Annotated in this window: 14 protein-coding genes; 10 read left to right on the plus strand and 4 right to left on the minus strand. The window is 60.6% G+C overall.

Features of this window, described 5'->3' with window-relative positions; all coding sequences use genetic code 11:
- Positions 1-230: 230 nt before the first annotated feature.
- The 10 genes from H3V08_RS01065 to H3V08_RS01110 all read left to right on the plus strand — a co-directional run bounded on the left by H3V08_RS01065 (position 231) and on the right by H3V08_RS01110 (position 17,859).
- On the plus strand, positions 231-1,163 hold the full coding sequence (locus tag H3V08_RS01065) for an ABC transporter ATP-binding protein (RefSeq protein ID WP_198181318.1): 933 nt from the start codon (positions 231-233) through the stop codon (positions 1,161-1,163).
- Complete coding sequence (locus tag H3V08_RS01070; RefSeq protein ID WP_198181319.1) at positions 1,153-1,962, plus strand: ABC transporter permease subunit; 810 nt, start codon at positions 1,153-1,155, stop codon at positions 1,960-1,962. The genes H3V08_RS01065 and H3V08_RS01070 overlap by 11 nt, the downstream gene beginning before the upstream one ends.
- A 301-nt stretch (positions 1,963-2,263) precedes the next feature.
- On the plus strand, positions 2,264-3,031 hold the full coding sequence (locus H3V08_RS01075) for a tyrosine-protein phosphatase (protein ID WP_198181320.1): 768 nt from the start codon (positions 2,264-2,266) through the stop codon (positions 3,029-3,031).
- An 88-nt stretch (positions 3,032-3,119) separates the two neighbouring features.
- Entirely contained in the window at positions 3,120-7,595 is a 4,476-nt protein-coding gene (locus H3V08_RS01080; protein ID WP_198181321.1) for a PD-(D/E)XK nuclease family protein, read from the plus strand.
- Positions 7,592-11,767, plus strand: a complete 4,176-nt coding sequence (locus H3V08_RS01085; protein ID WP_232340038.1) for an ATP-dependent DNA helicase — start codon at positions 7,592-7,594, stop codon at positions 11,765-11,767. Before H3V08_RS01080 ends, H3V08_RS01085 begins: the two co-directional genes overlap by 4 nt.
- A gap of 195 nt (positions 11,768-11,962) precedes the next feature.
- Positions 11,963-12,706, plus strand: coding sequence for a GNAT family N-acetyltransferase (locus H3V08_RS01090; RefSeq protein WP_198181323.1), 744 nt, complete (start codon positions 11,963-11,965; stop codon positions 12,704-12,706).
- The gene (locus tag H3V08_RS01095) at positions 12,703-14,004 is read left to right on the plus strand and encodes an MFS transporter (protein WP_198181324.1); all 1,302 of its coding nucleotides are present in this window, start codon (positions 12,703-12,705) and stop codon (positions 14,002-14,004) included. Before H3V08_RS01090 ends, H3V08_RS01095 begins: the two co-directional genes overlap by 4 nt.
- Positions 14,005-14,178: 174 nt before the next feature.
- Positions 14,179-14,931, plus strand: a complete 753-nt coding sequence (gene dapB / locus H3V08_RS01100) for a 4-hydroxy-tetrahydrodipicolinate reductase (protein ID WP_198181325.1) — start codon at positions 14,179-14,181, stop codon at positions 14,929-14,931.
- Positions 14,932-15,010: 79 nt separating this feature from the next.
- Positions 15,011-15,916 (plus strand): 4-hydroxy-tetrahydrodipicolinate synthase, encoded by a 906-nt coding sequence (gene dapA / locus H3V08_RS01105; protein WP_198181326.1) that lies wholly within the window; start codon positions 15,011-15,013, stop codon positions 15,914-15,916.
- 68 nt (positions 15,917-15,984) lie between these two features.
- The gene (locus H3V08_RS01110) at positions 15,985-17,859 is read left to right on the plus strand and encodes a ribonuclease J (RefSeq protein WP_033498659.1); all 1,875 of its coding nucleotides are present in this window, start codon (positions 15,985-15,987) and stop codon (positions 17,857-17,859) included.
- A gap of 116 nt (positions 17,860-17,975) precedes the next feature.
- Here H3V08_RS01110 and H3V08_RS01115 read toward each other — a convergent pair whose 3' ends face one another.
- The 4 genes from H3V08_RS01115 to H3V08_RS01130 all read right to left on the minus strand — a co-directional run bounded on the left by H3V08_RS01115 (position 17,976) and on the right by H3V08_RS01130 (position 22,403).
- Positions 17,976-18,857, minus strand: a complete 882-nt coding sequence (locus H3V08_RS01115) for a carbohydrate ABC transporter permease (RefSeq protein ID WP_198182060.1) — start codon at positions 18,855-18,857, stop codon at positions 17,976-17,978.
- Between the two features lie 36 nt (positions 18,858-18,893).
- Complete coding sequence (locus tag H3V08_RS01120) at positions 18,894-19,832, minus strand: carbohydrate ABC transporter permease (RefSeq protein ID WP_033491592.1); 939 nt, start codon at positions 19,830-19,832, stop codon at positions 18,894-18,896.
- Positions 19,833-19,938: 106 nt separating this feature from the next.
- The gene (locus tag H3V08_RS01125) at positions 19,939-21,246 is read right to left on the minus strand and encodes an ABC transporter substrate-binding protein (RefSeq protein WP_198181327.1); all 1,308 of its coding nucleotides are present in this window, start codon (positions 21,244-21,246) and stop codon (positions 19,939-19,941) included.
- A 314-nt stretch (positions 21,247-21,560) separates the two neighbouring features.
- Entirely contained in the window at positions 21,561-22,403 is an 843-nt protein-coding gene (locus H3V08_RS01130) for a hypothetical protein (protein WP_198181328.1), read from the minus strand.
- Positions 22,404-22,650 lie beyond the last annotated feature (247 nt).

The raw sequence follows: 22,650 nt of genomic DNA on the forward strand, positions 1-22,650 counted from the left end.
ACTCTGGAGCAGCCGAGTAAAAAACAAACAATCTATACCAAAACTAGAGAAAATAAATATCGCTATCCTTTAAAAGGTATATTATTTAGATTGGGTCTGAATGGGCAACGTCGTTGAGGCCGATATTATCGTCCATTGCGCTCTTTTTGATACGTGCATTTACATTGAGCATCTACTTTTTGAAAGCAGAAGTCAATTACTCACCGGGGGTCTGAACAGAGATAATGAGAGTGTTAGCAAAATACTCTAATGTAAGCAAAACAATTGATGAGAGATTAGTGATTGACTCGGTTTCTTTCGAGATTCCGGAAGGAAGCACATTCGCTCTTCTTGGCCCTAACGGTGCGGGGAAAACTACTACTATCAGGCTTTTGACTGGTTTGTTGAGTCCCGATGAGGGAGAGATCAGTTTGTTCGGTAGCAGGCTCAGCCGTGATAATGCATCTACGCAACGATCAGGCATAGGTGTGCAGAATGATGGCAATTTATATGAAGAACTCACCATTGAGGAGAATTTGAACCTATGGGGCAAGCTCTACGGTTTGAAGTCTTCGGTCATGGAGAAGCGAATCGATGAACTACTGGGCTTGTTTGACTTGGTGGATAGACGGAAATCAAAAGTTTCCCAGCTCAGCAAAGGTATGAGGCAAAAGGTCATGGTTGCCAGAGCGATTATTCATCACCCACGATTACTTATTCTTGATGAACCCACCACTGGTCTGGATCCACAAAGCTCAGAGACTTTGATGAGTTACCTCAAGGTGCTGACTGAAGAAGAGAAAATGACGGTTCTCTTCTCGACCCACATATTGGAAGGCTTGGAACAACTAGCAACTCATGTAGGAATCCTCAACAAGGGTAAGATGTTGGCAAGCGGTGAAGTTCCGAGCCTATTGGAACAGCGTTGGCCTACAGACCAGTACAGCATATCAAGCGACAATAACCAAAGGGTCTATGAAATCTGCGGTCATTATGGAGTATGCAAGTACGACTCTACTCGAAATGAGTCTAGGGTAGTTGTCGAACCAGAGACTATTGATATGCCTGATTTAATAAACATCCTTGTGACGGAAGGCATAAAGATCAGTACAGCTGAAAAAGTCCAACGAACAATCCGCGACTATTATTTTGACACCTTGGCAGGAAAATCTGATGAACGTTAAGAAAGTCAAAGCGCTGATAGCCAAAGAGTTACTGGTTCAATCTAAAGATTCAGCAACCCTGTCAACCATGATAGTCATACCGTTGCTTTTCGGAATCATGGTTCCTCTACTCCTTATCTGCTTGGGGACAGATAATCCGTTAGTCCAAAGCTTGGGGGGTATGCAATTTATCCTCAATGCCGCTTGCTCTAAAACTGCTGTTTCTGACGTGAATCCAGGTAGTGAGGTCTTGTACATGGTACTTATGTACTTTTCCATTCCGGTATTCATGCTTTTGCCTACATTGATTTCGAATGTGACCGCTGCTGCGAGTTTCGTTGGAGAACGTGAACAGAAAACTATTGAAGGCTTGCTCTATACTCCATTAAATCAGCAAGAGCTTCTGCTCGGGAAGATTGTTGCCTCATTTGCTCCGGCCACCATTATTACATGGTTATCGGTAATAGTGTATGGCGTTATTCTGGACACTTCGGGATACCATATTTTTGGTAGAGCTATTTTCCCAAACTCTGCGTGGGTGTTGTTGAGTGTAATTGTGATGCCATTGGTGTCATTCTTGTCAACACTGCTTGTTGTTGCAATGTCGCAGCATATGAAAACAACAAAAGCGGCACAATCTGTATCTCTTGTAATCCTGGTCCCATTCGTTGGGATTATCATCTCTCAGGCAAGTAGTTCAATCTCTCTTGGTATAGGAATGACAGCAATTATGGGGGCGGTAATTCTCCTTATTGATATTATGCTTTTTTGCTTTATATCAAAGCACTTCAAGAGTGAAACACTTCTTATCAGTAAGTAATGCACACTCAGGTAAGGCACCTGATCAAATCAGTGGCTATCCGTAAACCCGAAGCTACAGCTTAATGGGATTTCTCACAAAATCGGTTGTTCCACAATTGCAAACCAAGACGGTTCTGTGCGGTTCGGTTGTTATTAATGCGCTGCGTTTTGATATCTCTGATCCATTGTGTGGGACCGACAGGTATCCGGACCTGTGGTGCTATAAAAGGAGGGAATGATGCCTGGGTGGGGCCTGCCGGTCCTGCTCGGCCGAACGGTGCCGGGGCATAAGTCGGGAACGCAAGGAAGGTGCAGGACGGATGGAACGAGTGGAGCATATTGACGGACTGTGCAATTTCCGCGATCTTGGCGGCATCAGGGCCGATGGTGGACAGGTCAGGTCCGGTCTTCTGTATCGGTCCGAGGCCCTGTACGGGCTGACGGCCGAGGGGAGGCGTCAGATGGAGGATTCCCCGATAGGTCTCGTGCTTGACCTGCGCACCGGTGACGAGGCCAAGGCCATGCCCGATCCGGTGTTGGACGGCGTCGAGGATGTGCATATTCCCATGCTTGATGGTGCCATGCCCATCGATGCCGATAGGGAGCGGTCGCTGGAGGCAGGCAGGGAGATGGATGCCGAGGCTGCACTCCATCAGTCCTATCTCTCCCTGGTGGCACATAACGGCCCGGATTATGTGCAGGTGCTTCACCGCACCGCAAACATGGCTAGGCAGGGACGCGGAACCTTGATTCACTGTTCGGCGGGCAAGGACCGAACGGGTACGTCCATCGCCTTCCTGCTGGACCTGGTGGGGGCCGACCGTGACCAGGTAGTCGCCGATTACGCCTCATCCCAGGCCAATCTGTCGGGGGCCTGGAAGGATGCCATGTTGGCGATGATCGCCCAATCCGGTGTCGACTTCCCCAAACGTCTTGAGCCGATGATCACCATGACCCCGGCTTCCCTGATTCGCGAAATTCTGGACATGATTGACTCTCAATACGGGTCGGTCCGTGAATACCTGCTCGGGAATGGTGCCGATCCGGACGATATCGCCGACCTCAAGAAGGCCCTGGTCTCCGAGTAAGGAATCCGGCCGTCGCTCCAGGATGTGCGCACCATGCCGGGTCGTTCCTGTTGGCCTGATGGACCAGTCCGGGGCTTACCCTGAAGGTATGAATTCAAGCAGACCGGTTGACGCGACTCGGGTCCCTTCGGAGGTTCAGGAGTTGATTGACGGTGGGCTCAAGGGGGCGAACGGGGAGGACACCTCCACTCTTCTCATTTCTGGCCCGCCCCGGAGTGGCAAGACCACCGTCGCCACCCAGGCCCTCCTGGCCGGTATGGATGCGTACGGAGACCGCGATGCCTTCATGGTGGTTTCGGGCCGCACCGCTGCGGACCTGATCAGTCGCCAGGTCATCCTGGAACGGGGGAGCGCCAGCAGGACCCGTCCGGTGGGTACTCTCCAGGCCCTGGCGTTCCAGATACTGACCCAGGTCTCCTCCCTGTCGGAGGAAGACGGTGCACTGTTGCCCAGGCTGCTCAACGGGGCCGAGCAGGATGCCCTCCTGCGTCAGGTCTTGACCAGTCATATCGCTCACGTCCGATCCGGTGACGACTGTGCGGTATGCCGACTCCTGGAGCGCTACTTCCAGAGTGGATCCGGCTGGTCCTCCGTCCTGGTCACCCGGTCGGACGGGCAGGTCGAAGGGGTCAGTGACCGGTTCATCGCCCAGCTGCGTGACATGTTCGCCCGTATGACGGAGCTGGGGGTAACCCCCGAAGACAGGGAACGGCTCCTTTCCGCACTGGATACCCAGGCCATCGACCTCGACCAGAAGGAACGCCTGGGGCTGCAGTGGCGTCTGGCCTTCGCCATGAATGACGAATACCTGGCGTGCATCGACCGGACCTACCCGGACGAGTTCCGTCTGGACCCCTCCTTGCTAATGGTCCGGGCAAGGGAGGGAATCGGAAAGGTCGAAGGGCTGACCCTGCCCAGGCTCCTGGTGGTGGATGACTGGCAGGACGTTACCCTTGCCGGCATGGGATTCCTGCAGGCCTTGAATCGGGCCGGGTGCAGCCTGCTTCTGGTTGGCAACTGCGACCAGGCGGTCCAGTCCTTCCGAGGTTCATACCCGGAATTCCTGGCAACCCGGTTGACTGGTCTTACTGCCCCGAACCAGGGGGAGGCGCTCCCCATACTGGCCGAGGATTTTGCCTGTCTCAACGCCCGGCAGGTGGTCCTGCCGCAGCGGCAGATCGTGGCTCCGAGCGCGGCGGGTCAACCCTTGCAGGACGGGCCCGGCTCCTATGCGGACCTGGTGGCTGCCCGCATATCCCTGGGCATCGCCAGTCTTGAGGAGGAGAATGTCGCTCTTCCCAGCCGGCCGGGTAAGTTGCCGGCCTGGCCCGGTGCCGGGCCCGTTGCCCCCCTGGCCTCCTCCAATCCGCTCCTTGCCGACGGCTCCGTGGCCACGCGACTGTTCCACACTCCAGCCCAGGAGGAGGATGACCTGGTCTGGCAGGTCAAGCATGAATTCCTGACCCTGGGCAGGGATTGGAATGACATGGCCGTCATCGCCCATGACAATGCGACGATTCGTGCCCTGGGCCGCAAGCTCAGGGTGCAGGGGGTCCCTGTCCGGTATTCGTCGGTGACCAGGCCCCTCAGCGAGGAGACTGTCATCCAGGGGCTCTTCGCCCTGGTCGAGCTGGCCCGGGTTGCGGGGGACCTGTCCGCACTGTCGGATGAAGCGACCGGGCCCGGTGGCATTGCCTCCTGGGTCAGGCTGCACCTGAGGACCCTCATGGCCAGCCCGCTTGTCTGTGCCAGGGTGGGGGACACCGGCCATGAGCGTCCGGTGAGGATGGAGCACCTGGAATCTCTGATGGATTCCATGGCCGTACTGTCCCGAATCCAGTCCTCGGGGGACATGCCTGACCCATCGGCCCCGTCGACCGATGAGGTCCTTCCTCGGGAAGCGGGTTCCGATGTCGAAGAAGCAGGTGATGTCGAAGAAGCGGACGGGGGCGACGGGGAAGGCCGCCCAGAGGAGACCCTGTCGACTCTGCCCGCTCTGGCATCGGTCTGGAGGGACTGGTGCCGGGGCATCCTGAACCAGCAGGCTGATACCGCCCGGCAGGACGGGGTCAGTATTGATGATTCGGTGATAACCGGTGGTGGAAACGACTTGGATATCGAGGGTGGTCTGAGCGTCGATGCCCTGCAGGCCATGCTCCTGCTGAACCCCCAGGAGTGCGCGTCGGCAATCCTGTCCGCCATGGATTCCATCGCCGGTGGCCGCCGGGAGGACCCTGACGTACGCGCCCTCCGCCGGGCCTTGCGGATTATCCGGACCACTGCCGACCGGGTGGCCGCCCTGCCTGATCCCCAACCACAGTATGTGCTCTGGGAGGCCTGGGACAGCCTGGGCCTGGCCGATGACTGGCAGAAGCGTGCCCTGGTGGCCAGCCAGGAGGGCGAGGAGGTCAATGACCGCCTCGATGCCTTGATGCGTCTCTTCCAATATGCGTCCGGCTCCCAGGGATTCCGCACCATCGAGGCCTTCATGGACCAGGTGCGCAGTATGCAGATCGAGGCGGACTCCCTGGCACATATCGGCCCCGTGGAACACGCGGTCACATTAACCACGCCCGCCGGTGCCGCAGCACTGGCCAGGGTCTGGCCTTTGGTATGGATTCCGGCGGTCCAGGACGGCAACTGGCCCAATCTGACCCCCCGTGACACCATGTTCGGGGCAGAGGACCTGGCCGACCTTGTTCTCCACAACCGAATCGGGACGCTTGACCAACCCTCTTCCGGGCATGACCCCAGGATTCAGTCGGTGCTGTATACCGAGAAGAAGGGGTTCCTGGAGGCTGTGACGCGTGCCGGCGAGCAGGTACGGGTCAGTGCCGTCTGGAATGACGATATGGTCCCATCCGATTTTCTCTATGGGTACCTGCCCGAGTTCTATGAGCGGACCGCGGATATGGCCCGAGCCAACTTCACCCCGGTGGGGTCCGGGGGTGACACGGGCAGGGAATACGGTGGTCTGGAGGTCTCACCCAGGGGGCTGACCGCCGTGGCCCGTTCCCTCCTGGCCAGGCAGGCCCTCCAGGAGGATGGTCTGGACCGTGGTCGAGTAGATGATGCCATCGATACCCTGCGACTCCTTTCCAGAGAGGGCTTGCAGGAGGCCGACCCCAGGTTCTGGCCCTTCCTGTATGCCGATTTCGATACTGAACGGTCCTCGAACGGAGCATCCGAACGCCCCGATACGGATTCACCGGCCTCCGTTTCCAAGGTGACCGCAGTGGGCGAACCTCCGGCATTGAAGCCCGGAGAATCGCAACAAGGAGAAGCAGTTGCGACCTCCGCCCAGGTGGTGTCCCTCTCTCCATCCACCGTAGATCAAATCTGGCGCTGCCCACTGGAATGGGCGCTGAGTGACCGGTATTCCGGTCCACAGCCGAGCAGGGTGGACACCGGCTTCGGTTCCCTGATTCATCAGGTGGCCCAGGAGGCGACCAATCGCGGTCTGGACAGGCCTGACCCCGGGAAACTGGGTCGGAATGCTCAATCCCTGGCGGAGCGCAAGTCCATGGTGGGGGCCGAATTGATGGACATCTACCACGAGTTCGCCCAGAATCCTTCGGCTGGATTGAATCCCAAGGAGCTCTACGGTATCCGCAGCAAAGAGCATCAGGCGGAGGGAATCATCGATAATCTGGCCTCCTACTTCGTCCATTCCACGACAGACGGCTACGGTTGTGGTGGGAAGGCCCCGGTTCCCGTTGGAAGCCTGGAGGGGGTTCAGAGCGAGCGGTCCTTCAACGTGACCATAACCATGGAGGACTTCTGCAGGGTATGGAAGGCCACCTTCCCCGGCAATGCGCTGGACCGGGAGCAGTTCTTCAATCTTCTCTCCGGTCTGGTGGGAGGGTTCCCCGAGGCACTTACCTCGGAGACGTCCGTGCGGTTGTCCGGCAGGATAGACAGGCTGGAAACCCGGTGCATTGACGGTCGTCATTACCTGCGTCTGGTGGATTACAAAACCGGTCGTGTGCACAGGCGCGGTGAGCTCTTCAATGACCTTCAGCTGGTCTGCTACCAACTTGGTCTGGCCTTCCAGACCGACGAGGAGAGAAGGCGGTCGGACGCTGAGGCCGGCTGGGTCCTGCCTGGGGCCCCTGATCCCGCACAGGACGGAGGACTTTCCGTAAGTCAGTCCCTGCTTTTCGACGTGGGCAGACCCGCCAAGGATGCGGACATGGGGACCAGGCCCGAGGAAGCCCCCTACCAGCCGTCCATCTTCCAGGGGGAAACCTTCACGCCCGCCTACCAGCCGAGAACTAGAATCCCCGACCCCTCCAAGCTGGCTGACTTGGAGGACCTCCCTGCAGAGTCTCCGCGCGGGGTTGACCAGGAGGTCTGGGACCTGGTACGCAATCACGGCGGTGGCTCCCAGATTGTCTGGGACCTGACCATGGTGGCCCGGGTCTTCTTTGCCGCCGGAGTCCGGCTCTCGGCCGACCGTCCCGACGCCCTCTTCGATTCCTCCCGTTGCCACAACAAGGGCGGGGACGGGGTATGCCCGGCCTGGAAGCGGCTGGCTACCAATCTTCTGGAGGACCAGGAATGAAGCAGACAGCAGAGCAGTCGGCCATAGTCGATGCCGGGGTCGAGGATGACCTCCTGGTCGTGGCGGGAGCCGGTTCCGGCAAGACCATGACCATGACACAACGCATCATTGCCTTGATTCGGCATGGGGTCCCCTCGGAGCAGATTCTGGGCCTGACCTTCACCCGTAAGGCCGCCTCGGAACTTCTCTCCCGGGTCTCGGCCGCGGTCATCAGGAGTCGTCCGGGGTCGGACCAGGGCCAGGTGGACCCGGAGAGGAACTTCCTCAAACCCTCGGTCTTCACCTATGATGCCTTCTTCCAGTCCATCGTCCGGCAGTATGGACTCCTGGTGGGGATGGACCAGGACACCCAACCCCTGAGCGCTCCCGGAGCCTTTCAGCTGGCCGCGGGGGTGGTGGCCGAGCATATCGACCTGGTCTTCCCCGACCGTGGGGAGGTCATGGACCAGGTCGAGGGTGGTCTGGATGTGGACGACCCCCTGTCCGGATTCTCGGCCGCCACCCTCGGCGGACCGGCCCAGGCTGCCAGACTGGCTCGTGCCAGGGAATTGGGGCAGGATGACGTGGGTTCCGGCACCTTTGAAACCACCGTCAACCAGGTCCTGGGCATCACCCATGCCCTGACCTCCTCCATGATCAGTCGGGACTGCCCGGACTTCGACCAGGCCCTGGCCAGAGTACGGGAGTGGGACCAGGCCTTCATCGATAAGACCGTGGCCCTGATTGATGGTCGTCCCATACCGGATGCCGAACCGACCGAAGCCTCCCTGAAACGGCCGAGACGAGCAAAGAAGGACATCGACGAGGACTATGAGCTCAAGCTGAGCAAAATGAGGAAGAACCGATTGGACTTCCGGCTCTATCAGGCCAATAGGCTGCTCAGGACCGTCAGGACCCGGGAGAAGCTCCTGACCCTGGCCGACTACTATCAGCAGGCCAAACGCCAGGCCAACATGGCCGAGTTCGGCGACTTCACCGTAGCCGCTTTCCAGCTTGTCGACCGATTTCCCGCCATCGGAGCCCATTATCGTCGCAGGTTCACCCACGTATTCCTGGATGAGTACCAGGACACCTCCACCACCCAGGCGCTTCTCCTTGCCGCCATCTTCCATCCGAACGACAAGGAGGGGGCATCCAGATCGGCCGTGACCGCCGTAGGGGATCCCTTCCAATCCATCTACGCATGGCGTGGTGCCAGCCCGGGAGCCTTCCGCACCTTCCAGTCCCAGTTCGGTATGCTGGCCGACAGGCCCAGTGTCCAGGACGGGCAGGTTGGCGGAATCACCACCTTCGGCAGGTCCGAGGACAAGGAACCTCTGACGCTCTCCCGCACCTTCAGGAACTCCAGGATGGTCCTGAAGGCGGCCAATCTCTTGACGGTTCCACTCCGGCAGGATACCGACCGCTTTTCCAGTGCCAGGATGAACGAGGTGGACGTGGCCCGGTTGGAGGCCAGGGAAGGGGCCGACGAGGGGACCGTTGGCCTGCTTGGCTACAGCACAGTTGGCCAGGAGATCGATGCTGTGGTCCGTTTCGCCCTCCACGCCAGGTCACGTTACGGCGGGCGCGGCGAGGATGAGCCGGGCGAGGATCCCGATGCCCCCCATGTGGCCGTCCTTTTCCGGTCCAAGTCCAGGATGCCCCAGTATCGGACGGCACTGGAAGCCGCGGGACTGACCTGCCAGGTGGTGGGATATTCGGCCCTCTTCGACCGGCCCGAAGTCATGGATGTCCTGGCCTTGCTCAGGGTGATCTGCGACCATACCGACAGTGATTCGCTGATGCGCCTTCTGGCTTCGGCCCGGTTCAACATGAATCCGGCCGACTTGCGAGCCTTGGCCTCCCTCGCGGAGACCATCAACGCCGACAGCCAGTACCGTGCTCTTCTCCAGGCCGGAATGGTGCCCGAAACGGACGACGGCAAGGTCAGGAGAGAACTGGTCCGAGAACAACGGGACCGGGTACCGAACTCCCTCTTCCTGATTGATCTCCTGTTGCGTGATGACCTGGACGACCTGCTCCGGACCTCACGACTCAGTCCGCGTGGCCGTACATTGGTCAGTAGGGCGGCCGAGGTCATTCGCACAGTCCAGTCCCAGTCTTCGGCCTCGGTCAGGCAGGTGGTCATCGCCGCCATCCAGGCCCTGGATCTGGACATCGATCTGGTCCTGGCCCAGGCCATGGAGCGACCGGACCAGCCTCTTCAACCGAGCCGGGCCAATGCCGGTGTCGAAGCCCTTCTGGAACAGGTCGATACCTACATATCCGAATTACCTGCCGGCCTGGGGCCCAGTCTTCGAGGATTCGTGGCCTGGGTGGATGCCATGGTCCAAAGTCCCGATCTGCCCGATGAGGGGGCTGGTGGGCATGCCGATGTGACCCTGATGACCGTCCACCAGGCCAAGGGTCTGGAATGGGATGCCGTGGCCGTCGTCGGACTGTCCGCCGGCTCCTTCCCGAGCAAGCAGGGCGACCACCTGAAAATCGAGACGCTGAGCACCGAGGCTTCCCCGGTGGGAGTGCCTTACCGGAACACGGCAAGTACCTGGCTGGAGGATCCGCAGGCAGTTCCTGTACCGGTCAGGGCCGATGCCATGATTCTCCCCAGATTCCCCCATGACGCCCGTCCGGGATCCGAACCGGGGGATGACCTTGGTGGTCTGAGCCTGGCCGATTTGGAGGACGAGGCAATCGGGGAGATCAGGAGCACCGGCGTGGACGATGCCGGGGATGACTATGACTTCCTGAGTGCCAGGGGATACCTGCCGCAGGAAGAGGAATACGGAAACCGATACCACAACGATGAGCGACGACTGGCCTATGTGGCCGTGACCAGGGCCAGGCATGACCTCCTCCTGACGTTCAGCACCAAGGCCACCGATACCAATCCCGCCCTGAACACCCCCCAGGCCGATCCCGGGAAGGATGCCTCGAACTTCTGGCGGGAATTGGTCAGGGGTCTGGACGGCGAAGATGGTGCCGTCAGATTGGATTCCATCGATGGGGGCCAGGATGGGGACGACGGGGAACCGCTTCCCCCCACTCCTCCTGTGGGTCTTCTGGTTGGTCAGGATGCCCAGGCCTTCCGTCAGGCCCTTGTTCAGGATGCCTTGGATCAGGTGGGCCAGCTGGCAGCCAGGCAGGATGAATCCGACAGGGTCCTCTGGCCGATAACCATGGGGAACAAGGTGTCACAGGCCCTGCAACGCAGTGCCGAATGGGTGGGCTTCGACGAGGACCCGTCCGGAACCCCGCACGCGGAAGGCAGCCTCTATGCCGACGCGGTCCGGGTGCTCCAGGTTGCCACCGGAAGGCTGGGTGTTGCCGGTGACCGCCTTGTCGCGGACCTGGAAGCTCTGCGCCGTACGGGGCGGAGAATCATCGGGCATGGCGCTCAGAGTGTCACTTCCATCCAGGCCAGATCGGGCGGGATGGAGGCCGTCAGGGAACGGGAGTACTGGGAGGGCCTGGTCAGGCCTGTGCCCCGGGTGGCCTCGCCTCTGGCCCAGGCCGGTACCCTCTTCCATGAATGGGCTCAGCGCTACATCATGCCTGACTTCGAACCTTCATCGGGATTACTTGATGTGACTGATCAGGCCGTGGATGATTCCCTGGTGGAATCTCAGACCCCATCCGGATCGGTCGTTCCCTTGGGGCCGGAGGCCATGGCGGAACGCCGTCGGATGCTGGCGGATTTGGACGAGGAAGAAGAGGGAAGGAAGCAGGAAGGAAGCGACCGAACGGCCCGGAACCTCAGGATATGGGAGCGGCGTCTGGTTGAATCCGAGTGGGGACAAAGGACTCCTGCCTGGGTGGAACGTCCTATCGTCGCAGTACTGGACGGCACCATCGTCAAGGGCAAACTCGATGCTGTGTTCCGCGGAGGGCTCGACCAGGATGACGGCTCCAAGCTCTACACCATCGTGGACTGGAAAACCGGGACCCGGCCCACGACCGAGGAGGACATCAGCGAAAAACTGGCCCAGCTCGACATGTACCGGATACTCCTTTCACGCTTGGAGGGAATCGACCTGTCGACCATCGACGCCTGCCTTTACTATGTAAGTGAGGCCCAGTCATCCCGGCGGCTGATCAGGGCAAGACCCAGATCCCAGGAGGAGATCCTTCAGGGTTTGCGTCGGGGTGCTCCGCAGGAGTCGGACAACGACTGAACCAGCAGGGCGGGCCGCGTACACGCAATGACAAGAACGGGATGCAAACCGGCATGCAGAGCATGGTCGGGGCGGTCCCAGGCAGACCCCGCTCCCTCAGGTGGCGATGGGTGCCCCTGAGTACATGGTGACCGGAATGGCCGGGGCGGTTTGACGCGCCCATACCTTCCGCGCAGCCAGACGGAGTGACAAGAGATGACAGAGACAAGCCGGCCCGAACCGGGCCGGACCAGCCCCCGCATGCCTTCGATACGCCCCATGGTCTGGAGCGATATGCCCGACCTGATAAGGGAATTCGAGAGGACCTGGAAGGTGGAGGCGGACAAGCAGGGCAAGGTTTCGCAGTTAAGCGCGGAACACTTCGTCCTTGACTACCTGACCCAAACCACCCGAGCCCGCATTGCCAGTATGGATGGCCGGTTCATGGGGGTCACCCTGCTCAGGGAGGGTGTCGGACCCCTGAGTTTCCTCCAGGCACAGGCCTGCCTGGAATCCGTGGACGCCTCCCTGGGCTCCACGCCGCTGGGCAGCAAGACCCTGGCCAGCGCCCGGCACTGGCACGCTACGGAGGTGCGTCTTGAGGAGGAGGCCGGTCTGACGGCCCCGCCCCAAGCCGAACTGAAGCTGTTCCTGGTCAGCGGCAGGGCCCGAGGTCACGGCATCGGGCGGCTGCTCTGGCTGGATGCCCTGACGTACATGGACGGAAAGGGAATCACCGACTTCTACCTCCATACCGACTCTTCCTGCGATGTTGGGTACTACGACCATCAGGGCATGACCTGCCTGGCCGAGCTCAAGGGCCGGGATTACCAGGCGTTCTCCGAACAGCAGGGTGCCGATTCCCGCGGTGTCGATCCGGCCTTCTTCGAAGGGGTCGACGACATCTACATCTACGGCGGAAAGGTCCGCGAACAGCTGGAAAGGTGCGGACGGTCATGAAGGAATCCAGGTCCCCCTTCCTGCGGCTCTTCACCTACCCCGGCGCTGCAGGGTTCTGCCTGGCGGCGGTTCTTGCCCGACTGCCCTTGGGGATGATGGGGTTGGGCATCGTCCTGGCCCTGAACCATATCTACGATAATTGGACCTCGGCAGGCATGATGAGCGCGGTCTATACGCTTTGTGCGGCCCTGGTCACCCCCGTCTACGCCCGCCTCGTCGACAGGTTCGGTCAGCGCCGGGTGGGACTTGTGGCACTCATGATCCAGACACTGGCCATCCTGGGGTTCGCCTTCGGAGCCATGAAGAGGGTCTCCCTGGGCATACTCTTCATCCTGGCCGCCCTGATGGGCCTGACCCAGTTCGCCTTCGGGGCCCTGGTCCGCACGCGTTGGGCCTGGGTCCTACGGGACGACCGGACCAATCTGCTCAACACGGCCTACGCTTTGGAATCCGGTCTCGATGAGTGCGTCTTCATCCTGGGGCCCATCCTTTCCGCCTACCTGGCCACTTCGGTGAACCCTGTATCCCAGCTCTTCCTGCCGGCTGCGGCCCTGCTCGTCGGCGGACTGACCTTCTTTTCGATGCGGTCCACGGAACCTCCGGCCATCGTCAGGATGGATGCTGCCGCAACCAAGGCCGCCGATCACTCGCCGGTCGACGACGGTGGCAGTGTCCATCCCGAGGACTCGGACGGTATGAAAGGGGCCCGTTTGGCTCTGGCCTACCCGGGTATACTCCTCCTCTTCGTGGTCTTCGTCGTTTTCAACATGAGCTTTTCGGCCGTGGATGTTTCGGTGACGGCCCTGACCAAGGCCATGGGCAGGGAAGGGGCCGTGGGGCTCCAGCTTGCACTCTTCGCCCTGGGGTCCCTCTGTGGGGCCTTGATCTTCGGGTCGGTCAAACTCAAGGGTTCCCGGTGGCGCTACTTGGTGGTCTTCCTGACCCTGCTGACCACCGGTTATGTGGTTTTCCGCCTGGTCATGGACAATCTGGTCCTCCTGGGGCTGGCCGAGGTGCTCTCAGGCCTGTGCGTCTCTCCCATCTTCGCCACGGGCAATCTGATAGTCCGGGAGAGCGTGGACTCCCGCGCCCTGACCGAAGGCCTCTCCTGGCTGTCCACCGGAGGCTCCATCGGAACCTCGCTGGGGTCCACACTGGCAGGAATTGCTTTGGATAAGTTCGGCCCTCATGGCGGCATGACCATTCCGGCCATCGTCACCTGCTGTGCCATACCCCTGGCAGTCCTGGGATGGATCAGCAGCCGCAGGCGCACGGCGTCCGCATCGTCGTCGGAATAAGGGTTCTGGTCCGACCCGAATCGGGACCCCCGCCAGCCGTTTCGATACCCGGGAGACCTTCGGAGATGATTCCAAGGGTCGGCACATCCGCCAGGTGGAAGGAACGGGCCACGGTTGGTGACGGCTCCTAGACTGGGGTCGAGTGCACAAGCAGGACGAGTCACGGAGGTGGGCATGATCAGGGTTGCAGTCGTAGGGGCCGCTGGACGAATGGGAACCAGTGTCGTTCAGGCCTTGGAAGAGGCGGATGACATGACCCTCTCCCTTGCCGTCGATGGTCGGGACGGTCTGGCGGGGATTACCTCCGACAATACCGATGTGGCCGTCGAGTTCACGGTTCCCCAGGCCTCTTTGGACAACGTGCTGACCCTGGTCGGGCGGGGGGTCGACCTGGTGGTGGGTACAACAGGCTGGACCGATGAGGGACTCGACCAGGTACGGCAGGCCCTGGAGCAGGCCCCCCGTGAGCATCAATCGGTCTTCATCGCCCCCAATTTCGCGATTTCCGCCGTCCTGGCCGACCACTTCGCCGCCAAGGCTGCCGAGTACTTCACCTCGGCCGAGGTGATTGAACTCCACCATCCCGACAAGGTGGACGCTCCATCGGGAACGGCCATCCACACGGCCCAGGCCATCGGGAAGGCCCGGCGTCAGGCCGGCTTGGGGCCGATGCCGGACGGCACCCAGGGTGCGGCGGATTCCCGAGGGCAGGTGATTGATGGGGTGCATGTCCACGCTGTTCGCCTGCAGGGCCTGAATGCCCACGAGGAGGTTCTCCTGGGGAACACCGGCGAACAGCTGTCCATCCGTGCAGACAGTTTCGACAGGTCCTCCTTCATGCCCGGTGTGCTCCTGGCTGTGAGAACCATCGCCTCCGGTTCCCATCCTGGTCTGACCGTGGGGCTGGACCGCTTCCTGGATCTGTGAATGGTCACCAGGTGGAACGAGATGTGGCGGGAATGTGCCAAGGCCCGATTGAGTCCCCATCTGCAAGTAGCGTGAAACTATGACTGAGTCCGAAACCCATCTGATGCCACCTGCTCCCTTCGGCAGGGTCATTCCGGCCATGGTCACCCCCATGAAGGCCGATGGATCCATGGACTTCCAGGCTGCTGCTGCCTTGGCCCGCAGACTGGTGGCCGATGGGGCCGATGGGATTCTCGTCAACGGCACCACGGGGGAATCCCCGGTGACCCACATGGACGAAAAGGTCAATCTGGTCCGGGTGGTCAGGCAGGCAGTCGATGTTCCGGTCATTTCGGGTGCCGGATCTAACGACACCGCTCATACGGTCCGCATGGTCGAGATAATTCAGGAGGCCGGGGCGGATGCCCTCCTGGTGGTCATGCCGTATTATTCCCGTCCCTCCCAGGATGGCGTGGTGGCACACTTCCGGTCGGTATGCGAGTCCGCCGATTGCCCGGTCATCCTTTACGACGTGCCTGGCCGTACCGGTCTGCACGTTGAACTGGAAACCTACCGCCGCCTGTCGGAGCTCAAGCATGTGGAAGCCGTCAAGGATGCCACCGGTGACCTGGCCGCGGTGCCGCAGAAGCGGCAGGAGACCGGGCTGGCATGGTATTCGGGTGACGATGGGCTCTATCTGCCATTCCTGGCCCTGGGGGCAGTCGGCATCATATCGGTCATGGCCCATGTGGCGAGTGGCCCCATGCAGGATCTGGCGGCCCGGTTCGATACCGGTGACCTGACGGGCGCGCAGCGGCTGGCTGCCACCTTGGCGCACCTGGTCCAGGCCCTGAACGGCGATGGACAGCAGGCCGTCATGGCCAAGGCCGCCCTGAAGGTGGCCGGGTCACTCGACGAAACCACGATGAGGCTGCCCAATCTGGGACCCGGTAAGGAGCAGCTCTCCAAGGCCAAGGCGGGCATGAAGGCCGCCGGTCTTATCTGACCGGGACCGGAAAACGAAACGTCGCCCCTGTATAGGCAGGGGTACAGATAATGGAAACACAAGTGAGAATGGCTAGAAAAACGCAAGAAGAGAAGACAACAAGCAAGAGCAGGAACAGGCAATCCGCCTCCAAGGGCCGCAACCGGTCCGCAGGCGCAGGCAAGAAGGGGAACGGCAGGTCGCGTGGTGAATCCCGCGGTCGCCGCAACGGTTCCATGCAGCGAGGAAAGGGGACCCAGGTAGAGCAGCGTCTGGTGGCGCCTCCCAAGTATCGCAAGGGATCCATGCGGATCGTTCCACTGGGTGGTCTGGGCGAAATCGGCCGCAACATGAATGTGATCGAGTACAACGGACACATTCTGCTCATTGACTGCGGTGTCCTCTTCCCCGAAGAGGAGCAGCCGGGTGTGGACCTGATTCTGCCCGACTTCAGCTATATCAAGGACAAGCTGGACCAGATCGATGCCCTGGTTCTGACCCACGGGCATGAAGACCACATCGGTGGTGTGCCCTACCTGCTCAAGATGCGTCCGGACATCCCTCTGATTGGTTCCAAGCTGACCCTGGGCTTCGTTGACGCCAAGTGTGAGGAGCACCACCTCAAGCCCACCGAGGTGGAGGTCAAGGGACGCGACAAGCTCAAAGTCGGCCCCTTCAACCTGGAGTTCGTGTCCGTGACCCACTCCATCCCCGATGCCTTGGCCGTCTCCGTACGGACCCCCGCCGGTCATATCATCGACACCGGCGATATGAAGATCGATCCGCTGCCCCTTGACCACCGACTGACCGATCTGCGTGAGTTCGGCAAGCTGGGTGAGTCCGGTGTGGACCTGCTCATGGCTGACTCCACCAATGCGGAGGTACCTGGATACGTCAAGCCGGAGATCTCCATCTCCCCGGCCCTCGACAAGGCCTTTGCCGAGGCTCAGCGCAAGATCGTCGTGGCTTCCTTCTCCAGCCACGTGCACCGGGTGCAGCAGGTGGTGGACACCGCCCACAAGTATGGACGCAAGGTGGTATTCGCCGGACGCTCCATGGTGCGTAACATGTCGATCGCCTCCGACCTCGGATACCTCCATCTGCCCGAGGACACGGTGGTGGACCTCAAGGATGCGCATGACATCCCGGACGAGAAGATCGTTTACATGTGCACGGGTTCCCAGGGCGAGCCCATGGCGGCCCTGGGCCGTATCGCCGATGGGACCCACCGTGACATCACCATCAACGAGTTCGATACGGTCATCCTGGCCAGCTCCCTGATTCCCGGCAACGAGCACGGGGTCTATAAGGTCATCAACAAGCTGGTGCGTATGGGGGCCAAGGTGGTCAACCGCGACAATGCGGCCATCCACGTTTCCGGTCACTCCGACGAGGGCGAGCTCCTGCACTTCTACAACATCGTGCAGCCCAAGTGCGCCATGCCCATCCACGGTGAGAACCGCCACCTGGTGGCCAACGGTCTGATTGCCGTCAAGACCGGTGTGGACCCCCAGAACGTCGTCCTGGCCGAGGACGGCGACGTGGTCGACCTCTACCATGGCAAGGCCGCCGTAGTCGGATCCGTGCCCTGCGGATATGTCTACGTGGATGGTGATTCCGTGGGCGAGCTGACCGATGAGGAGCTGGAGCAGCGCCGCATCCTGGGCACCGAGGGATTCGTCTCGGCCTTCGCCGTGGTCGACAGCGAGACCGGCAAGGTCGTTTCAGGCCCCAAGGTCTACCTGAATGCAGTCGCCGAGGACGAGAGCGAGTTCAAGGCCATCAACGCGCAGGTGGTCGACCAGCTTGAGGATGCCATGGCCAATGGCACCACGGGCACCTACCAACTGCAGCAGCTCATGCGTCGCACCCTGGGCGGGTGGATCTCCAGGAAGCTGCATCGCCGGCCCATGATTGTCCCGGTCGTGGCCGACGTGGCCACCGATGTAGAGAAGCAGGACTGACGTTTCGTCTGGCGGATTGGCCTGACGGCCTTCTGCGCGAATGATCAAGGCCCCGGCCGCTCGTTGAAGCGGCCGGGGCCTTGATGTTGCCGGGAGGGTGCGGACTGACGCTCTGTCTACTTGACCGCGCCTGCCACGATTCCCTGGTTCAGCTTCCGCTGGAAGATCACATAGAAGATGATGGTGGGGATGATGCTGAGCAGGGAGGCCGCTGCCAGGGCGGTGGCATCCATGGTGTGCTGCCCCTGGATGGTGGCCAGGGCCAGGGGGATGGTCTGCACCGAGTCGTCCATGAGGAAGGCCATGGGAATCATGTACTCGTTCCAGGTCCATACGAAGAAGAAGACGAAGAGTACGCTGATGGTCGGCCAGGAGATGGGCAGGACGATCCTGCTCAACACCTGCCAGCGGGTGGCGCCGTCGATGGAGGCCGCCTCAAGGATGGCCTGGGGGAAGGTGCCGTACACTGCCGACAGCAGATAGGTGCCGTAGGCGCTCTGAATCACCGTGAAAATGATGATGATGGCGAGCTGGGTGTTGTAGAGTCCCGCCTCCTTGAAGATGGTGTAGAGGGGGTAGAGCAGGGACTCCTGGGGGAGCATATTGGCCAGCATGATCAAGAGGATGATCCACCTGTTGCCCTTGACCCGCCCGATACCCAGTGCGAAGGAGTTCAGCACGGAGAGCACGACGCCAAGCACGGCCACAACCAACGAGATTATCAGGCTGTTGACGAACTTCATGGGGAAGTTGCTGCTGACCCAGAAGGAGGTGATTCCGTTCATGGTCGGGTGGGCGGGAAGCGAGAGCGGTCCCGTGGCGTTGTAGTCCCCGATGGTCTTGAAGGCGTTCATGGCCAAAATGAGGAGGGGGAAGAGCATGATCACGGCACCCAGGACCAGGAGGACCAGTGCCACCCAGTTGCCCCAGCTGCGGATGTGCTTGCTCTTCCTGCCGGACTGCCTGCTCGGGCATGCGGCGCCGTTCTGCTCTGACATCTGTATGTTTGCCTCTGTCATTGTGTGTCCCCTTCCCTAGGCCATGTTCTTTTCGACGCGCCCCTGCACCAGGGTGAACACGACGGAGAAGACGATGATTACCAAGGTCAGTGCTGTGGAGATCGCGGCTCCGTAGCCCACTTGGTGAAGCTGGAAGAACTGGTTGTATGAGTAGTAGGAGGGCACGATGGTGCTCGTGCCTGGTCCGCCCTTGGTAAGCAGATAGACCGGGCCGAAGGTCTTCAGAGCACCGATGGTGGCAGTGAGGATGACCACCAGGAGTTCCGGAATGATGGAGGGGAGGGTCACGACCCTGAACTTCTGCCACCAGTTGGCCCCGTCCAGGCTGGCTGCCTCATAGAGCTCGGGATCGACGCGCTGCAGGCCCGACATGAAGATGACGATGGGGTAGCCCAGCTGTATCCAGATCAGGATGAACATGAGCACCGGCAGGGCGCTGCCGGGATCGCCCAGCCAATTGTGCTGGAGACCACCGAGCCCGATGCTCTCGAGGAGGGCGTTGAAGGCGCCATCGTCCGGACGGAAGATCCATCCCATGATGATGGAGGCCACAGCCACGGGCAGGAGCTGGGGCAGGTAGTACAGGGCCCGGATGAAGGAGGCTGTTCCGGAGTTGAACTTCTTCTGAATCACATCCGTCAGGACGGACGAGATCAGAAGTCCCAGGATGGTGGGGATGATGACGATCGCCACGATGATCCAGAAGGAGTTGATGAAGGACTTCCAGAAGGTTGCATCGGCGACGAGCCTCTGCCAGTTCTTCAGGCCTACGAAACGGACCGGTCCGACCCCGCGCCAACGGGTGAAGCTGAGATAGATGTTCCAGACGAAGGGAACGATGATGATGACAGCCAGGGAGAGGATCCCCGGAATCAGATAGGGGATGAACCTGGTTGATTTGTTGCCCGGCAGCCTTGACGCTGTGGACCGTTTACTGCTACCGCTTTGAGACATGGCAGCCTCCGAACTCCTCTTTGAAGCTAGTTGATACTGGAAAGACGGACGGTGCTTCCGGTCTGGAAGGCACCGTCCGGATTTGAAGGTGATTGGATTGCTTGAACTAGTCCTTGACGTCCATGTCCTTGACGCCCGAGGTGTAGGCATCCTTGATGGCTTCCAGGGCCTGGTCGGGGGTCTTGGTTCCGTTCACCAGTTCCTGGAGGGCCGCGGGGATGGCGTCGGTCAGGTTGGAGGCGGGGTAGTCGGGGTAGTAGGAGAGTGCATTCTCCTTGGAGAACTTGGCGTACTCCTCGGCCATGGCCTTGTTCTTGGGGTTGTCGATGCTGTCGTTGTCTGCGGCCAGCGGAATTCCGCCGTGCTTGGCAATGCCGTTCTGTTCCTTCTTGGAGAGGACCATGTCAATCAACTGGGCCGCCAGATCCTTGTTCTTGCTCTTCTCGGGGATGGTCAGGAGGTTGCCGGTGCATCCCTGGGCGAACTTGGATCCCGGGAGGATGGAGGCATCCCATTCGAATCCCTTGATCTGATCCACGAAACGCCCCTGGTTCCAGGTGCCGGTCTGGTATATCGGGTACTCGCCCTTGATGAAGGAGGTTGTGGTGTCCTCGGCCTTGAGGCCGGTGGCGTTGCGGGAGATGTAGCCCTTGTCGAGCCAGTCATTCAGGGTCTTGGTGGCGTAGGTCAGGGACTCGTCCTTCCAGTTCACCTCGTGCTTGTACATCTGCCAGTCCTGGATGAAGCCCTTGTCGGCCTTGGTCGAAACCAGCTGCCACCAGAGCCACAGCACTCCGAACTCGCCTGCGTCGGCGGCAATCGGGGTCACTCCGGCATCCTTGAACTTCTGGCAGGCGTCTTCGAACTCGGCCAGGGTGGTGGGTTCCTTGATGTTGTACTTGGCGAACATGTCCTTGTTGTAGTAGACCCGCTGGTACTCGGCGTAGTTGGGGGCGCCGTACCAGGTGTCTCCGCCCATGACGCCCTTCTCGTCATACTTGGCCATGGAGGCGTCCGCCTCGGTGACCTTCTTATCCCAGCCGTACTTCTCGACATAGGGTCCCAGGTCGGTCAGGAGCCCCATGGAGGAGAGCATGCCGGCGCTGCCGTTGCCCCTGTTGGACTCCATGATGTCGGGGGCCTGGTCGGAATTGAGGAACTGGCTGCTGTTCTGGGCGATCTGGGCGAAGGACTTCACCTCGAACTTGACCTTGACACCGGTCTTCTTCGTGAAGTCGGCTGCCGCCTCACGCCAGGCCATGGTCTGGGCGGCGGTGTCCTTGTCGTAGTACCAGAAGGAGATGCTCTCGGGCTTCTTGTCGTCCTTCTGCTCCCCGCCGCCTCCGCAGCCGGTCAGGGCAGTCACTGCCGAGGCGGCCACCAACAGGGTCGCCAACGCTTTCTTGATTCTCATATTTCTCCTCATTTCCTTTCCGGGCCGGTCGTACTGGTCCGACCAGCAGTAGAAACGTTTCGATTGCAAAAATCGGCATTGTTTCCGTAAGTTCGGTTTGGTATCCGATCGATCGGGCCGGTCCTGGGTGACCGGGGCCCTCATCGCTATGCAACCTTTGTGCCAGGCATCTTCACCTCGCTGTCGATTCTTACGATCGTCGTCGAAACGTTTCTATAAACGACGATACCATAGGGGTTTTCTAGAAGTCAATTCTGTGCGCCGCCGGGGTGGAGCTTCTTCGCTTCCCGGTCTGGGCGTCTGCAATCAGGACCTCACGCCCTCCTGGCCGGATTTGCGACAGGGTTGCCGTTCGCGTCGTAGGTGAAATGGCTCAACCAGTGGTTGAATCCACCGGCACCCCGTCCACACCAGATGATTCTTGCGCTCCGGTCGGCGCAACCGGTCAGGATATGGTTGACCGTTCCCGTTACCAGGTCGTTGGTCAGGCGGTAATCCTGCAGGAGCCCCGTGGCGCGGTGGGTCTCGATCAGGGTTCGCTGGTGTCGGTCCATCGCCCTCCAGGGATCTACGGCGCAGAAGGCCCGGGCCGGCATACCGAGCCGGTTTGCCTGCATCAGGGCCAGGCCGCCGCCCATGCTGTGACCGGTCAAGAGGATTGTGGCAGACGTTCCCACCTGTTTCCGGGCCAGTCCCAAGGCATCGTCGGCCATGGCCCTGGCCTCGCCGATCTGGGACCAGGGGAGGGGAAAGGGAGCAAGAAAGGTGGTCAGGGCGGCGAGGATGTCTCTCGAAGTGTCGTCCCTCAGATTGGTGCCGGCAAAGACCACGGTCAGGTGGCGGTAGTCGGGGCGTCCCTGACGGTCCGGTGTGGTCACCATGCCCTCGAACCCATTGCCGGCACAGTAGTGGGAGCGAATCACCCAGTAGAAACCCAGTGATTGGTCCAGGAACCGATGCCTGCCGACGTGGGTCAGTCCGTCTCCTCGTGCAACCCCATAGGAGTATTGACAGAGCAGGTTGAGTTGGTGGAGGTTGAATCCGCCGGTGTGGGGTGCGACGGCCGAGACTGTGCCCGCTGAGCTCTCGTCCGCCAGCCGGCGGTGATGGCGGCATGGTGTACGGATCGAGGCGCCGGCTGCCCTGATACCCCTCATGGTCCTTCTCTCCATCCGCCTGCAAAACCGTCCGACCGGGTGCGGCTACCCGATCTATCATGACAAGTCCTTTGTCTGCCGTGGTATTCCCCCGGTTGAGTTCCTAAGGTACCGCAGGCCGCGAAGTTCCGTGCTCGGAGGAAAACCGGCGGGTGTCTTCCTGCTCAGGGGCATTGATTAGACTTGTTCTGAGTACCCAAGACCCGGCCCTGGTGTCTGTGCACCCGTTGCCAGTCCCGAGAGGCCG

Origin of the sequence: Bifidobacterium sp. M0307, assembly GCF_016100445.1 — a bacterium.
GTDB classification, from domain to species: domain Bacteria; phylum Actinomycetota; class Actinomycetes; order Actinomycetales; family Bifidobacteriaceae; genus Bombiscardovia; species Bombiscardovia coryneformis.